Origin of the sequence: Streptomyces yunnanensis (genome assembly GCF_029011865.1) — a bacterium.
Taxonomy (GTDB): Bacteria; Actinomycetota; Actinomycetes; order Streptomycetales; family Streptomycetaceae; genus Streptomyces; species Streptomyces yunnanensis.
Genome location: NZ_CP095749.1, coordinates 6,177,568 through 6,193,229 on the forward strand (window position 1 = coordinate 6,177,568; position 15,662 = coordinate 6,193,229).

General features: G+C 74.4%; 10 protein-coding genes and 1 tRNA gene. 7 read left to right on the forward strand and 4 right to left on the reverse strand.

The features are described 5' to 3' along the window. Window positions 1-118: 118 nt before the first annotated feature. A tRNA-Arg gene (locus tag MOV08_RS26980) sits at window positions 119-194 on the reverse strand. Window positions 195-505: 311 nt separating this feature from the next. Here MOV08_RS26980 and MOV08_RS26985 point away from each other — a divergent pair. The 7 genes from MOV08_RS26985 to MOV08_RS27015 all read left to right on the forward strand — a co-directional run bounded on the left by MOV08_RS26985 (window position 506) and on the right by MOV08_RS27015 (window position 10,555). Next, entirely contained in the window at window positions 506-2,287 is a 1,782-nt protein-coding gene (locus MOV08_RS26985) for a dynamin family protein (protein WP_239010143.1), read from the forward strand. Window positions 2,288-2,775: 488 nt separating this feature from the next. Continuing rightward, window positions 2,776-4,548, forward strand: a complete 1,773-nt coding sequence (locus tag MOV08_RS26990; RefSeq protein WP_275309196.1) for a YfjP family GTPase — start codon at window positions 2,776-2,778, stop codon at window positions 4,546-4,548. 564 nt (window positions 4,549-5,112) lie between these two features. Beyond that, entirely contained in the window at window positions 5,113-5,658 is a 546-nt protein-coding gene (locus MOV08_RS26995; RefSeq protein ID WP_275309199.1) for a single-stranded DNA-binding protein, read from the forward strand. 232 nt (window positions 5,659-5,890) lie between these two features. After that, window positions 5,891-7,294 (forward strand): Cys-Gln thioester bond-forming surface protein, encoded by a 1,404-nt coding sequence (locus MOV08_RS27000; RefSeq protein ID WP_052286892.1) that lies wholly within the window; start codon window positions 5,891-5,893, stop codon window positions 7,292-7,294. A 287-nt stretch (window positions 7,295-7,581) separates the two neighbouring features. Beyond that, on the forward strand, window positions 7,582-9,246 hold the full coding sequence (ettA, locus tag MOV08_RS27005) for an energy-dependent translational throttle protein EttA (RefSeq protein ID WP_039636323.1): 1,665 nt from the start codon (window positions 7,582-7,584) through the stop codon (window positions 9,244-9,246). 5 nt (window positions 9,247-9,251) lie between these two features. Then, window positions 9,252-9,686, forward strand: a complete 435-nt coding sequence (locus MOV08_RS27010; RefSeq protein WP_039636325.1) for an acyl-CoA thioesterase — start codon at window positions 9,252-9,254, stop codon at window positions 9,684-9,686. Further along, window positions 9,683-10,555, forward strand: coding sequence for a DUF8010 domain-containing protein (locus tag MOV08_RS27015; protein WP_275309201.1), 873 nt, complete (start codon window positions 9,683-9,685; stop codon window positions 10,553-10,555). Before MOV08_RS27010 ends, MOV08_RS27015 begins: the two co-directional genes overlap by 4 nt. A 40-nt stretch (window positions 10,556-10,595) precedes the next feature. On the opposite strand, the gene MOV08_RS27020 is transcribed toward MOV08_RS27015, so the two are convergent. From MOV08_RS27020 to MOV08_RS43870, 3 genes are all read right to left on the reverse strand, one after another. Further along, window positions 10,596-11,657 (reverse strand): ABC transporter ATP-binding protein, encoded by a 1,062-nt coding sequence (locus tag MOV08_RS27020; protein ID WP_275309202.1) that lies wholly within the window; start codon window positions 11,655-11,657, stop codon window positions 10,596-10,598. A gap of 119 nt (window positions 11,658-11,776) precedes the next feature. Further along, complete coding sequence (locus MOV08_RS27025) at window positions 11,777-14,542, reverse strand: FtsX-like permease family protein (protein WP_275309203.1); 2,766 nt, start codon at window positions 14,540-14,542, stop codon at window positions 11,777-11,779. A gap of 19 nt (window positions 14,543-14,561) precedes the next feature. After that, the gene (locus MOV08_RS43870; RefSeq protein WP_338057198.1) at window positions 14,562-15,650 is read right to left on the reverse strand and encodes an ABC transporter permease; all 1,089 of its coding nucleotides are present in this window, start codon (window positions 15,648-15,650) and stop codon (window positions 14,562-14,564) included. Window positions 15,651-15,662 lie beyond the last annotated feature (12 nt).

Below are 15,662 nucleotides of genomic sequence, written 5' to 3' on the forward strand. Positions count from 1 at the left end.
GCGTACGCGGCAGGAGCAGCCCCCTGGGGCCGCAACCCCCACGCACCCCGGAGACCTCGGCGCACCACACCGCACCGCGCTGACCAGCAAAAAGACCCTCCCGAAGGAGGGTCTGGCCTGGCGCCCCCGGCAGGACTCGAACCTGCGGCCAAGTGCTTAGAAGGCACCTGCTCTATCCACTGAGCTACGGGGGCCGGGTGGTCGGCGTGGATCACGACCGCGGACCAGGATAGAGGCCCGGGTGCCTCGTCCCGGTTGCTTCACCTCCGTGGCACGTTGTGGAGGTTCGGTGAAGCGATCCCGATAATCGCAGGCAGGTACGAATCCTGCACGGCTTTTGACGTCTCGCGCGGCGGGTGTTGTGCACTCGTTATGCCTGCGTCTTGGATGTTACGAAAATCCCATTTGGCACCTATCTCGTTCCTTAGGGACCCTCGCGGCGCACTCAAGGGTCTATACGCTTCAAAAAGCTAACGAAATTGGGCATTCTTCACATGTGGCGACCTTGGACGTAGGACCCCGGCTGATCGACGCACTGTCCGTTCTGCGTGACCGTGTCGACGCCGCACGATTCCCCCTGCCGCTCGGGGGCGCCGCTCGCGCCCGGCGCGACCGGGCGGAGCTGCTCTCCCAGCTGGATGACTATGTGATGCCCCGCCTGTGCGCCCCTAAGGCCCCTCTTCTCGCGGTCGTCGGAGGCTCCACGGGGGCGGGCAAGTCCACCCTGGTCAATTCGCTGGTGGGGCGGCGGGTCTCGGAGGCCGGGGTGCTGCGGCCCACGACGCGTACGCCGGTGCTGGTCTGCCACCCCGACGACCACCGCTGGTTCGCCGGGCAGCGGGTGCTGCCGGGGCTCACCCGGGTGTGGGTGCCCGAGCAGGACGGTGGCGAGGGTGGCGAGCGGGACGACGGAGGGGGACGAGGGGAGGGGGGCGAGAAGGGCCTCGGCGGGGGGCGTGGACGGGCGACGGGGGAGCCGGGGACGCCGACCGTGCGGATCGAGACGGACCCCGCGCTGCCCAGCGGCCTGGCGCTGCTGGACGCCCCGGACATCGACTCGCTGGTGGCCGGCAACCGCGAACTGGCCGCCGAGTTGATCTGTGCGGCCGACGTCTGGGTGCTGGTCACCACGGCCGCCCGGTACGCCGACGCGGTGCCCTGGCACCTGCTGCGCACCGCGAAGGAGTACGACGTCACGCTGGTCACCGTCCTGGACCGGGTGCCGCACCAGATCGCCGCCGAGATCTCCGCGCGGTACGCGGAGCTCCTGCAGCGCGCCGGGCTCGGCCACGTACCCCGCTTCACCATTCCCGAGCTGCCCGAGTCCGCGGGCGGGGGCCGCGGACTGCTGCCCGCCACGGCGGTCGCCGGCCTGCGCGACTGGCTCGAACGCCACGCCCTGGACCCCGCCGCCCGTAGTGCCGCCGCGGACCGGACCGCCACCGGCGCGATCGCCTCGCTGCGCAGCCGGATGCCCGCGCTGGCCGGGGCCGCCGCCGCGCAGCACGCCGCGGCGCTGCGGCTGGCCGGCCGGGTCGAGGAGGCGTACGAGGAGGCCGCCGAGCGGGTGCGGCGCGAGGTCGCGGCCGGTGAGGTCCTGGCCGGCGACGCCCGCGCCCACTGGCAGGCGCACGGGCCCGGCGGGCGCGCCGACGAACTGCTGGACGCGCTGACCCGAGGGCTCACCGCGTTGCTGGTCTGCGCCGTCGAGGAGGCCGACGAGCGGGCCGCGGGCGCCTGGCGGCGGGATCCCGCGGCGGCCGAGATGGCGCCGGCCGCGGCGGACGGTGCCGCGGGCGCCGCCGGCCGGATCGGCGTGATCGTCCGGCGCTGGCGGCGCTGCCTGGAGGAACTTGCGGAAGAGGAGACCCGGGAGACGCGCGGCGGGGCGGCCGGCGAACGGAACGACCCGGTGGACGGGGAGCAACCGACGGCGTTGCTGGCCACCGCACTGCTGGGCGGGCGCCGGGCCCGTACGGCGGGCGAGAACCTCGCCGACCTCTTGGGGGCGCAGAGCGCGCTGCGGCTGTGCGACCAGGGCGCCAGGCTGCTGACCAGGTATCTGGAGCACGCCCTCGACGGTGAACGGGAGCGCCGGCTGGCCCCGTTGGACCGGCTGACGGTGCCGCCGGACCAGCAGGCCGAACTGATCGCCGCGCTGTCGGTGGTGCAGCGCGAGCAGCGTCGGAGGCGGCCGGTGGAGGCGTGGGAGACGGAGCGGCGGACCGAACGGGAGCGCGGGCGCGCGACGGCGGACCGGTGCGGGAGAGAGGCGGTGACGGGGTGACGGAGTCCGGGGAGCGACGGGCCGGGACGGGGATCGACGAGGGCGGGGAGGGGGTGGTGCGGGACGACGGTGCCGGGATCGAGGGTGCGGGGACCGAGGGCGCCTGGGATGACGGGGTGATCGCGCGGAGGGTGCGGGGTGCGGAGCAGCGCAGTGGCGCGCGGGCCTCGGGCGCCGACACTGGTCCGGACGGTCTGCCGTTGTACGCGGTGGATGTGGATGTGGATGTGGATGTGCGGGCGGGTGCGGGTGCGCTTGCGGAGGTGGTCGTTGACGGTGGGGGCGGTGTGCCTGTCGGGGCTGCTGGGGTGCGTGGAGCACGGGGCATGGGTGGGGCGTCGGCCCGTGGGCGTGCGGCCCAGGGGAGGGGAGAACGGGCGGCGGTCGGCGGGGAAGGTGTGGACGGCGGGGTCGGACACGGCACCGGAGGCGGTGACGAGGGGGGTCTTGAAGACGGGCTCGCGGACTGCGGGCCCGGGTACAAGTGGGTGCCCGGTGGGGCGCGGCGGGCCGCCGAGGAGGGGCTGCGGCCCCGGTTGGAGGCACTGCGGGAGCTGATCGCGCTGTCCCGCAGCCGGCTGGACGAGATGGCGCTGGACGAGGCGGGACGGGTGCTGGAGTCCGCCGACGAGCGGTACCGGCTGTCCGGTGAACACACCGTCGTCGCCCTCGCGGGCGCGACCGGGAGCGGGAAGTCCTCGCTGTTCAACGCCCTGGCGGGGGCGTCGCGTTCGGAGGTCGGGGCGCGCCGACCGACGACCGGTGAGCCGGTGGCCTGCGTCTGGTCGGGCGGCCGACCGGGCGCGGAGGGGCTGCTGCGCCGCCTCGGGGTGCCGGTGCACCGCCGGTACACCCCCGCGCAGGGCAGCCCCGAACTGGCCGGGCTGGTCCTGCTCGACCTCCCCGACCATGACTCCGCGGCCACCAGGAACCGCGAACAGGTCGACCGGCTCCTGGGGTTGGTGGACGCGGTCATCTGGGTGGTGGACCCGGAGAAATACGCGGACGCGGTGCTCCACGAGCGGTATCTGAGGCCGTTGGCGGGCTACGCCGAGGTCACGTTCGTGGTGCTCAACCAGGTGGACCGGCTCCCCGGCGACGCCGCCGACCAGGTGGTGGACGACCTGCGCCGGCTGCTGGACGAGGACGGGCTGGCGCTGGGCGAGCACGGGGAACCAGGCGCGGCGGTCCTGGCGCTCTCCGCGGCGACCGGCGAGGGCGTGGCGGAACTGCGGGAGGCACTGGGGCAGTTCGTCGCGGAACGGGGCGCGGCGGACCGCAGGTTGACGGCGGACGTGGACACCGCGGCGGACCGCCTGCGCTCGGCGTACGTCGCGGACAGCCGGGTGGGGCTGACCGAACGGGCCCGGGAGGAGTTCGACGACCGGCTCGCCGAGGCGGTGGGGGCGGTGGCCACCGGACGGGCGGCGGAGCGCGATTGGCTGCGGCATGCGGAGCGGGCGTGCGGTTCCCCGTGGTCGCGGCTGCGGTGCCGGCGGAAGGACCGAAGGGCGCGGCGACGCGGCGCGGTGCGGACGGCGGACGGGAGCGGCCACGGCACGGGCGCGGTCCGGATCGGCGCGCCCCGCACGGGAACCGGACGTGCTGCTTCCGGTGGTACCGGTTCCGGCGGTGCCGGTTCCGGGGGGCCGTCCGCCGGCCCGGCGCCCGCGCCCCTGTCCGCGCGCTCCGCGTCCGTGGGCTCCGTGCGGGGCGAGGACAGGCGGGCGGCGGCGCGGCCGGTGGTGGAGCAGGCGGTCCGGACCGTGGCGGGCGAGGCCGCACAGGGGCTGCCGACGCCGTGGGCGCAGGCGGTGCGGGAGGCGGCGGGGCGGGGCGCCGAGGGGCTGCCGGAGGCGCTGGACGCGGTGGCCGCCGAGGCCGAGGAGACGCTGCGGCTCGGGCCGGGCACCAAGCCGCGGTGGTGGACGGTGGCGGCCGCGTTGCAGGGATTGCTGTTCGTGTTGCAGGTGGTCGGCGTGCTGTGGCTGGTGGGCGCCGTGACAGGCGTGGTGGACCCGACGGAGTGGCTGTCCGGGCTGCTGCCCGTGGTCGTGGGTTCGGTGGGCGGCCCGGCGCTGACCTGGCTGAGCGGGATGGTGGCCCGCGGCCCGGCCCGGCGGTACGGGCAGGAGGCCGAGCGCCGGCTGCGCGGGGCCGCGGCCGGGTGCGGGCGGGCGCGGGTGCTGGAGCCGGTCGCCGCCGAACTGCTGCGGTACCGCGAGGTGCGCGAGCGCTACGCGGTGGCTTCGGGCGTCTGACGGTCCGGCGGGCGAGGTGAGGGGCGGGGCCGGGCGGCGGACGGGGCGCCGCCCGTCCCCTCGTGGGTGACGGAGTTGTCCACAGGCGGCCGGCCGTCCACAGCCTTCCGCGGCCGGCGCCGCGTCCGTGCAGCATGGGTTCAGCGAAGCGCGGCGCGGAACGGCCCGCGGCGCAATGCCGAGCAAAGCGTCACGGGCCGACGGTAATACGCAAGGAACACAAGGAAGGAGAGGGAGGCACGGAAGGCATGGAAGGCACGGAAGGCATGGCAAAGAGCACCTGCCGAGGAACACGTGTCGAGGAACACCTGCCGACGAGCGCGCACCGAACAAGGCACGGCAAACAGGGCACGACAAACAAGAAGCGGCAAACAAGACGCAGCAAACAGGACAGGCCGAAGTGACGGGTCGAAGTGACGGGTCGAAGTGACGGGTCGAAGCGACGTGTCGAAGCGGCGTTCCGGAGTTACGTACTGAAGTGACCTACTAACGCGTCGTACTGAAGCGGCGTACTGAGGTGACGTACTGAAGTGACGTCATAAAGAGGGGACGGGGGAGGCATTCATGAGCGACACGATGGTGACGCTGGTGGGGAACGTGGCCACGGCGGTGGAGCACCGGGAGACCGCGGCGGGGGTGTCGGTGGCGCGGTTCCGGATGGCGGCGACCTCGCGGCGGTGGGACAAGGCCCGGGAGTGTTGGACCGACGGGGAGACGAGTTTCTACACCGTTCGGACCTGGCGGGCGCTCGCGGACAATGTCGCCGCTTCGGTGGCGGTCGGCGAACCCCTTGTCGTCCAGGGGAGATTGCGGCTGCGGGAAGGGGAGCAGCCGCCGGAGAAGGGCGGACAGCGGTGGTTCGCGGCGGAGGTCGACGCCCTCGCGATCGGGCACGATCTCGCCCGCGGGACGTCCGCATTCCGTCGGACGGCAAGGGGGACGAGGAAAGCGGGAGAGGGAACTCAACCGGACGCGGAAGGGGGGACGTTGGGGGAAGTTGAAACGAGTACGACTGTGGTAATGGGGGCGGCGGCGGAACGGCGGACGGTCGTTCCGGCGGGGCGGACGAGTCCGGACGGCAATTCGCCCCAGAAGGCATCTGTGCCCTGAAAACGGCCAGCGATTTGTCGATAATGTTAGCTGGGGGTGAGTGTATTCGGTAACGATTGCGATTCGGATCGCTTGTGGAACGTCATTACCGGGGACCCTGATGCGTCCGCTCCATAGGATCCGACGAGTACTCACGGGGGCTGACCAGGCTGACCAGTTCGGCCGTTGAGTTCTTGGGATCTTTCCGGCGAGGCGACCTCTCCAGCCGACCGCTTCGCCCAGAGGGGAAATCATGCTTTCGATGAAGGGGCGGGGCGCAGCCCGCCTTGCCGCCGCGGTCGTGGCCTCGGGCCTGATCGCGGCGGGCACGATAGCCACCGCGGGGACCGCCGTGGCGGATGACCCGGCCGCGTCGCACGGGGGTGCCACCGCCACCCTCGGCGGTCTGAAGACCTTCGACCAGGCCGTGGTGCACGGCAACGGAGGGGACCAGCGCGTCGGCGCCGGCCTCTTCGAGATGTCGGTGGACAACGGTGGCACGCTGCAGACGTACTGCATCGACATCCACAACCCGACGCAGCAGCAGGCCCGCTACCAGGAAGTGCCCTGGAGCGCCTCGTCGTTGCACGACAACCCGGACGCCGGCAAGATCCGCTGGATCCTGCAGAACTCCTACCCGCAGGTGAACGACCTGGCCGCGCTCTCCGCCAAGGCCGGCGCCGGGCAGCTGTCCGAGAAGACCGCCGCGGCCGGCACCCAGGTCGCGATCTGGCGCTTCTCCGACCACGCCAAGGTGGACGCGGTCGACCCGGCCGCCGAGAAGCTCGCCGACTACCTGGAGAAGAGCGCGCAGAGCGTCGCGGAGCCCAAGGCGTCGCTGACCCTGGACCCGCCCGCGGTCTCCGGCAAGTCCGGCAGCAAGATCGGCCCGGTCACCGTGCACACCAACGCCGACAGCGTCACCATCTCCCCGGCGGCGGACGTGCCGGCCGGCGTGAAGATCGTGGGCAAGGACGGCAAGCCGGTCACCAGCGCCGCCGACGGCACCCAGCTGTTCTTCGACGTCCCCAAGGGGGCCGCGGACGGCAACACCTCGCTGACCGCGCAGGCCGCGACCAAGGTCCCGGTCGGTCGGGCCTTCACCGGCATCGGCGAGCACGCCAAGAGCCAGACCCAGATCCTGGCCGGCTCCAGCGAGTCCACGGTCTCCGCGGCCGCCACCGTCTCCTGGAAGAAGCAGGGCGCGATCCCGGCGATCACCGCGGAGAAGAACTGCTCCAAGGGCGGCGTGGACGTCACCGCGAGCAACAAGGGCGATGAGGCGTTCCGCTTCCAGCTGTCCGGCAAGGACTACGAGGTCGCGCCGGGCGCGTCCAAGACCGTGACCGTTCCGGTCGCCGAGGACCACCCGTACCAGATCACGATCACCGGTGCGGGCGGCTTCAAGAAGACCTTCTCCGGCGTCCTGGACTGCAAGACCGCGGGTAACGGTGGCCAGCCCTCGCCGCACCCCAGCTCGCCCTCGACCGGTGGCACCACCGGCGGCAGCACCACCGGCGGGCACGGCACCGACCTCGCCGAGACCGGTTCCAGCAGCGCCACCCCGGTGATCGCGGGCGTCGCGCTCGGCCTCGTCGTGATCGGCGGCGCGGCGGTGTTCTTCCTGCGTAAGAAGAAGACCGGACAGGCCGCGTAAGCGGGACGGCCAGCCGTCACACTCGCAGCGCAGTCCTCATGACCACCGGTGAGCGGGCCGTCGGCGCACCGTGAGCGGATGGTCACCAGACGCGCAAGCCGAAGGCCCCGGAGCGGACACCTCGCTCCGGGGCCTTCGCCGTCCGTCCTCCGGAACCCGTTTCCGTCCGGGGATGGACGTACGGCAAGATGGGGTGTATCTGCCCTCGCGCGGCCACGCCGCACCATGGCCCAGGCGGCGGAGCCGCACAGACCACCTGATAGATCCAAACTGCCGGACGGTTTCTCTTGGCTGAGTACATCTACACGATGCGCAAGGCGCGTAAGGCGCACGGCGACAAGGTCATCCTCGATGACGTGACGCTGAGCTTCCTGCCGGGCGCGAAGATCGGTGTCGTGGGTCCCAACGGCGCCGGTAAGTCCACGGTGCTGAAGATCATGGCCGGTCTTGAGCAGCCGTCGAACGGTGACGCCTTCCTCTCGCCGGGCTACACGGTCGGCATGCTCCTTCAGGAGCCGCCGCTGGACGAGTCCAAGACGGTCCTGGAGAACGTCCAGGACGGCGCCCGCGAGGTCATGGACAAGCTCAAGCGCTTCAACGAGGTCGCCGAGCTGATGGCGACCGACTACTCCGACGCGCTGATGGAGGAGATGGGCAAGCTCCAGGAGGACCTGGACCACGCGAACGCCTGGGACCTCGACACCCAGCTGGAGCAGGCCATGGACGCCCTGGGCTGCCCGCCCGGCGACTGGCCGGTCACCAACCTCTCCGGTGGTGAGCGCCGCCGCGTCGCGCTGTGCAAGCTGCTGCTGGAGGCCCCCGACCTGCTGCTCCTCGACGAGCCCACCAACCACCTCGACGCCGAGTCGGTGCAGTGGCTGGAGCAGCACCTGGCGAAGTACCCCGGCACCGTCGTCGCCGTCACCCACGACCGGTACTTCCTCGACAACGTCGCCGGCTGGATCTGCGAGGTCGACCGCGGCCGCCTCCACGGCTACGAGGGCAACTACTCCAAGTACCTGGAGACCAAGCAGACCCGTCTGAAGGTCGAGGGCCAGAAGGACGCCAAGCGCGCCAAGCGCCTGAAGGAAGAGCTGGAGTGGGTCCGCTCCAACGCCAAGGGGCGGCAGGCCAAGTCCAAGGCCCGTCTGGCGCGTTACGAGGAGATGGCCGCCGAGGCCGACCGGATGCGGAAGCTGGACTTCGAGGAGATCCAGATCCCGCCGGGCCCGCGTCTGGGCAACGTCGTCGTCGAGGTCAACAACCTCAACAAGGCGTTCGGCGAGAAGGTCCTCATCGACGACCTCAGCTTCACCCTGCCGCGCAACGGCATCGTCGGCATCATCGGCCCGAACGGCGCCGGCAAGACCACGCTGTTCAAGATGATCCAGGGCCTGGAGACCCCGGACACCGGCGACATCAAGGTCGGCGAGACCGTCAAGATCTCCTACGTCGACCAGAGCCGCGAGAACATCGACCCCAAGAAGACCCTGTGGGCCGTGGTCTCCGACGAGCTCGACTACATCAACGTCGGTCACGTCGAGATGCCCTCGCGGGCCTACGTCTCCGCGTTCGGCTTCAAGGGCCCGGACCAGCAGAAGCCGGCCGGGGTGCTCTCCGGTGGTGAGCGCAACCGCCTCAACCTGGCGCTCACCCTCAAGCAGGGCGGCAACCTGCTGCTCCTCGACGAGCCGACCAACGACCTCGACGTCGAGACGCTGTCCTCGCTGGAGAACGCGCTGCTGGAGTTCCCCGGCTGCGCCGTGGTCGTCTCCCACGACCGCTGGTTCCTGGACCGCGTCGCCACGCACATCCTGGCGTACGAGGGCAACTCCAAGTGGTTCTGGTTCGAGGGCAACTTCGAGTCGTACGAGAAGAACAAGGTCGAGCGGCTCGGCGCCGACGCGGCCCGTCCGCACCGTGCGACGTACAAGAAGCTGACCCGGGGCTGACCGTCGTGCGACACCTCTACCCCTGCCCCCTGCGCTGGTCGGACATGGACGCGTTCGGCCACGTCAACAACGCGGTGTTCGTCCGCTACCTCGAAGAGGCGCGGATCGACTTCATGCGCCGGCTGGCGCCGGGGGACGGCAGTCCGTCGTTCAAGGGCGGCTCGGTCGTCGCCCGGCACGAGATCGACTACCTGCGGCAGCTGGTGCACCGGCCCGAGCCGGTGACCGTCGAGCTGTGGGTGCGGAAGATCAGTGCCGCGTCGATGACGGTGGGGTACGAGGTCAAGGACGAGGACACGGTCTACCTGCGGGCCTCGACCGTGGTCGTGCCGTTCGACTTCGCCGCGGGGCGGCCGCGCCGCCTCACGGCGGAGGAGAAGGCGATCCTCAAGGAGTACCTGGACGACGCCGCGCATCAGGAAGGGGCCGTCGGCGCATGACGGTGCTGCGGCTGGCCGACGCCGGGGAGGCAGCGGATCTCGCCGCCTTCCTCGCCCGGCTGATCCACTACGACCGCGGGGCCGCGGTGCGGCTCCAGACGGGCGGCGGGGTGCTGGCCGTCTTCGGCCGCCCGCCGTCCTTCGAGGTGCTGGCGATCCGGACCGCGCGGTTGGCGGCCGGCCCCGAGGCCGGCGACGCCACCGACGCCGGCGACGAGCCCGGTGCCGGGGCGTCGGGGCCGGGCCGCACGGGCGGTTCCGGCCTGGACGTGACCGTCTCCGCCGGGGAGCTCCTCGAAGGTGTTCAGGAGGCGGCGGGCAGTGTCACCGTGCCCGGCGCGGTCACCGGCCCGCCATGGGCCGGGGTGCTGCCGCCGCGGGGCGGCTGGACGCGGGTCCCCGGGCTGCCCTCCTCGGAGGCGTTGACGCGCGCGGTGTCCGCCGCGGTCGCCGAATTTCGCGCCCGGGACGAGGAGTTGCCGCCGCAGCGGCGCACCCGTCCCGAGCGGGACCGGATCGGTCGGGAGATCTGGTCGCGGACGCTGGGCGACACGGAACTGCCGCTGCGGGCGGTGCATGCCGCCCAGGCGCTCGGGTTCCTGCGCGGGGCGCGGGCCGGGGCGATGGCGGCCTCCGCGAGTGCGGGGGTGACTTCCGGCGCGGGTGCCGGGGCCGGTGTCGGCGCGGCTCCCGGGACGGCCGGGACGGCTTCCGGGGCGGCCGGTGCGGAGGCGCCGGGGACGGCCCTGGCGCTGCTGGCCGCCGGTGGCTGGCTGCGGCTGAGCACACCGTACGGGTCGATCGCCGTACGGGTGGCCGGGCCGGCGGGGGCGACCGGGCTGTCGGGGCTGACGGTCACGCCGGTCTGATCGCGACCGGGCCGGCGCGGGCCGCTGCGCTGCGTGCCCGCTATGCCTCGGTGGGGTCCTCGGTGGGGTCCTCGTCGGGGGGTTCGGCCGGGGTGTCGGCGGGGGCGTCGGGCCAGACGGCGATGTGGTCGGGTTCCCGTTGGAGGAGGACGCGGTCCCGCATGCCCAACGGGGCGGTGTAGTCGGCGGGGAGCTGGAGGCGGCCGGCGCGGTCGAGGGTGGCGTATTCGCGCGCCACGACGGATTCCCGGCCGGTCGCGGCATCGATTTCCGTGCGGCGCAGGACCTCGGTGGAGGTGCGTCCGTCGCGGATGGCCACCGTGCGGCGGACCTCGTCGGCCACCTTCTGGTCGTGGGTGACGATCACGATAGTGGTGCCCAGTTCCTCGTTGGCGGTGCGGAACGCGGCGAAGACCTGCTCCGCGGTGTGCGAGTCCAGTTCGCCGGTCGGCTCGTCGGCGAGCAGGACGGCCGGGGTGTTGGCCAACGCGACGGCGATCGCGGTGCGTTGGGCCTCGCCGCCGGAGAGCTGGTGCGGGCGCCGGTCGCGGCAGTGGGTGAGGGAGAGGAGCGACAGCAACTCCTCGGCCGCCCGGGTGCGTTCGGACCGGCGGCGGCCGCCGCGCAGCTGCATCGGCAGGGCGATGTTCTGCAGGGCCGTGAGGTAGGGGAGCAGATTGCGGGCGGTCTGCTGCCAGACGAAGCCGACGATGTTGCGGCGGTAGTCCAGGCGGGTGCGGGCGTCCATCGCGAGCAGGTCGCGGCCGGCGACGCGGGCCGCGCCGGCGGTCGGGACGTCGAGCCCGGCCAGGATGTTCATCAGAGTGGACTTGCCGCTTCCGGAAGCGCCCACCAACGCCATCAACTCGCCCTCGGATACCAGGAGATCGAGCCCCTGGAGGGCCTGGACCTCCACGCCGTCGGTGGTGAAGACACGGACCAGGCGGTCGCAGGCGATCAGCGCGTCGTGCCCGTAGACGGGACGGGCGTGGCGGGTGGCGGCGCGGCGCTCCAGGTCGGTGAGGGAGGGCGGAGCGGCCGGGGGCGGGGGCGAGGGGCGTGCGGGCGTCGGCGGTGGTGTGGCGTCGGGGCGGGGTGTCATGGGGTGGGGTCTCCGGGGCGTGGGTGTGGGCGCGGGCGTGGGTGAGGGCGTGCGGGGGCGTGTCCTCGTGGCGGCCGATCTCTCGCGCGCCGACCCGCCCGGTGCCGCCTCACCCAGCCTCACCCCGCCTCTCCCGTCCTCGCCTCGGCCGTCGTGGCGCGGCGTCGGCCGGCGTGGGCCTGGAGGAGGGACGCGGCGAGCGCCAGGACGACGAGGGCGGCCGAGGGGAGCAGGAGGGAGGCCGGGTCGGGCTGGAGGTGGACGGGGGTGCTGGGGGTGGGACCGGAGGCGAGGGGGAGGGCGAGCGGGGTGAGGTCGGTGCCGGGGCCGAGCAGGCGGAGGGCGGCGGCGCCGGTGAGGGTGCCGCCGAGGGCGGCGAGCAGGGCCTGGGGGAGGGCTTCGAGGACGAGCAGCCGGCGGCCCTGGGACGGGGGGAGGCCGAGGGCGCGGAGGCCGGTGAGCAGGCGGGCGCGTTCCGGGGCGGTCTGGAGGAGGGACAGGAACAGGGCCAGCAGCGCGAAGCCGGCGCCGGCGGCGACGGTCGCGGTGTAGAGGCGTTCCGCGCCTTGCTGGAGGGGGGAGTCGGCGAGCAGCGCACGGGTGGTGGTGCGCAGGGTGAGGCGGGTGGGGAGGGAGGCGGGGGTGTGGGCCCGGAGGGTGGCGCGGAGGGCGGTGACATCGAGGGAGGGGCCGGCGAGGAGGACGAGGGAGGGGGCGGTGGCGGGGTCGGCGTAGGTGTCGGGGTGGAGCCGGGCCACGCTGCGGGCGTCGACCACGACGAAGTCGCCACCGGGCTGGGCGGGCGTGTCCCGGCGCACCACGGCCGGGCGGACGACGAGTTGGCCGAACTCCGGTTGCAGCACCATCGGGGCGTTGCCGAAACGGGTGCGGACACCGGGGGAGACGAGGGCCGGGAGGGGCTCGTCGCCGCCGGGGTCGGCCAGCGCGGTGGCGTCGAAGGCGCCCAGGCCGGTGGCGCGGGCGAGCCGGGCGTAGGCGTCGGCGTCGGCGATGACGAGGTAGAGGGGCGGGCCGTTGTCGTCGGCGGGTTGGGTGCTCAGGCGCAGCGGGACGGCGTCGCGGACGCCCGGGACGGTGGCCAGGGACGACAACAGGCGCGCGGGGAGCGGCGCGGCGGCGGTGAGACGGGCGTCCGCGCCGACCGCGGTCAGCGCCGCGCGGTCGCGGGCGTCGGCGACCCCGGCGAGCACCGAGCCGCCGAACGACGCGGTGGTCAGCGCCACGAGGAGGGCGAGCAGCGGCAGTCCGGCGGCGGGCGCGCGGCCGGCCCGGGCCAGGGCCAGGAAGCCGGACAGCCCCCGGGCGCGGGCGGCGGGCCGGGCCGCCAGCCGCAGCGGCAGCGGGTACAGCCGCATCAGCAGCAGCGCCGCGATCACCGCGACCAGCACGGGGGCCGCGCTGACCAGGACGTCCACGCCGCCGGAGCCGGTGCCGCGGCGGCGCAGGGCCAGCACCGCGGCCACCGACAGGGCCAGCACGGTGAGTTCGGCGATCGTGCGGCGTCGGGAGGGCCGGGCGCCGACCAGGTCCGCGCGGACCGCGGGGCGGGTCGTGCGGTGTGCGGCGGCGGCCCGCAGGGGCAGCGCGAGGGTGCCGAGCAGCCCGACGCCGGCCGCGGCGAGCAGGGACGGCAGGAGGCGTTCGCCGGGGACGAGGAGGACGGCGAGGGCGCAGCCGACGGCGGCGCCGGGCAGCGCCACCGCGGCGGTCTGGGCCGTCAGCCGGCCGACCAGTCCGGGCAGCGAGGCGCCCCGGGCCCGCAGCAGCGCCAGTTCGCGGTGGCGGCGGGCTGCTGCCAGGGCGCCGGTCATGAGGACGACGACGCCCGCGACGGTGCCGATGCCGCAGGCGGCCACCGCGACGACCGGCGCGACCGCGTCCCGGGACCGCCCGAAACCGTCCAACAGGCCGTCCAGCGCGCTGTCCGCCAGCCCGCCGGAGCCCACCACCGCGCGCAGGCGGACCAGCCCGGGGCCGTGTTGGAGGGACCGCACCCGGTCCTGGAGCAGGGGGGCCTGACCGGCGGTCAGCGTGCTGGTGTCCACGGGGTAGCGCCAGAACCGTTCCGGCTCCCCCGGGGTGGACAGCAGCGCCGGCCCGTCCTCCGGGGCGAGCAGCAGCGCGGCGCGCCACCGCTTCGTCGGCGGGGTGCCGCCGGTGCTCAGGGCGGCGTTCGCCAGGAGCGGGTCGAGCGCCCAGTACGGCCCCTCGGGCGCGCGCGGGGCGAGGAGCCCGGAGATCCGCAACGTCAGCCCGCCGAGGCGGAGTCGGCCCCCCGGGTGCAGGTGGAGGGCGCGGGCGGTGGCGACGGTGACCGCCGCTTCCCGGGCGGACGGGTCGACCGGTGCGGGGCGCGGGAGGCGGCCCCGGATGACGGTGGCGTGCCGGGCCAGGTCGGTGACCGCGTACAGGGAGAGGGCGGGAGCGACGCCGTCGGGGCGGGGCAGGCCGGGGTCGGCGGAGGCCAGCGGGGTGGTGGTGCGGACGCCGCGGACCGCGTCGGCGGGGGAGAGCCGCAAGGGGGCGGCGGCGGTCAACTGGCCCCGCATCGCCGCGTCCTGATGCGTCAGCGTGTCCGGGGCGTAGTGGGCGGGGGCGGTGTCGTGGCGGCTCGCGGTGATCTCCACCATCCGCTGGTCGGGGCGGACGTCGCCCAGTGCCGCCCGGACGCCCCGGGTCTCGTAGGCGTCCACGCCGCGCGGGAAGGCCGCCGCGAGGAACGCGGTGACCAGTATCAGCGCGCCCAGCGCCCACACGGCCGTCGGCGACTGCCCCGCCCGCAGCAGACGGGGAGCCGGGGGGAGGGCGGCGCGCAGCCGGGCCGGCAGCCCGCCGGGCGCCGTGCGTGCCTTCGGTGTCGTCATCGCACCCCCGCCTGCTCGGTCATCTCAGCGCTCCCCCCCGGCCGCGCAGGGCCCGTACCGGGTCGCCGCGGCGCAGCCCGACGGCCGCGACGACCAGCAGCGGGACCGCCGCCACCGCCGCGAGCAGCCCGACGACCTGACCGGCCGGCAGCTCCACCAGCACCGGCGGCACCGGGCGGCCCGCCTGCTGGGTCAGCACCACCAGCGGGACCACCACCCGCGTCAGCACCGTCCCCAGGGCCGTGCCGACGGCCAGCGCCAGCACGATCAGGACGCCCTGCTCGGCGGCGATCATCCGGGCCAGTTGCGGGCGGGGCGCGCCCAGGGCCCGCAGGACGGCGAACTCCCGGGCCCGTTCGCGGACCGAGCCGGCCGCGCCGACCGCGAAACCGGTCGCCGCCAGCGCCACCGCGACCGCCGCCGCGGCGACCAGCGCGGTCTGCGGGCCGCGGCCCAGCGGGTCGTCGTGCAGCTCCCGGGCGATCTCGTCGCGGACCAGCACCTGGCCGGGTTCGAGGTCGGGGCGGGCCCGCAGCGCCGCGACCACCGTCGCGGTGGCGCCGGGCCGGGGGCGCAGCCACCACTCGGCGGCGTCCAGCGGGCCGGCACCCAGATCGGACAGCGCCTCGTTGACCGCGCCGAAGTCGACCAGCAGCCCGCCGGAGCCGACCGGCCCGTCCGCCGGGCCCGGCAGCGCGCGCACCGCCCGGACGATCCTGGCCTTCAGCGCCTGCCCGTTGACGGTGAGGTCGACGACCGCGCCGACCCGGGAGCCGCTGGCGCGCAGGAACGCGTCGGTGGCGACGGCCGCCAGCGGCAGGCGCGCGGGGTGCGCGGCGGTGATCCGCACCGTGGTGACCGCGGCGGTCCACGCGTCCTGGCGGGCGCCGCTGTCGTAGGTCTGCGCCAGCAGCCCGCCGTCGGGCACCTCGGCGCGGCCGGCCCGGGGGCCGCCGGGGGTGCCGGCGGAGGCGCTCCGGTCGGTGATCCGGCCCGTCCAGGCCAGGCCCCGCGGCGCGGTGAGGCGGTGCGCGGCGCCGTCGGCGGTGACCGCCCGCGCGGCGTCCACGGTGAGCCGTTGGCGGTGCGGGACCGGCGGCTGGTCCACGACGAGGAGGAG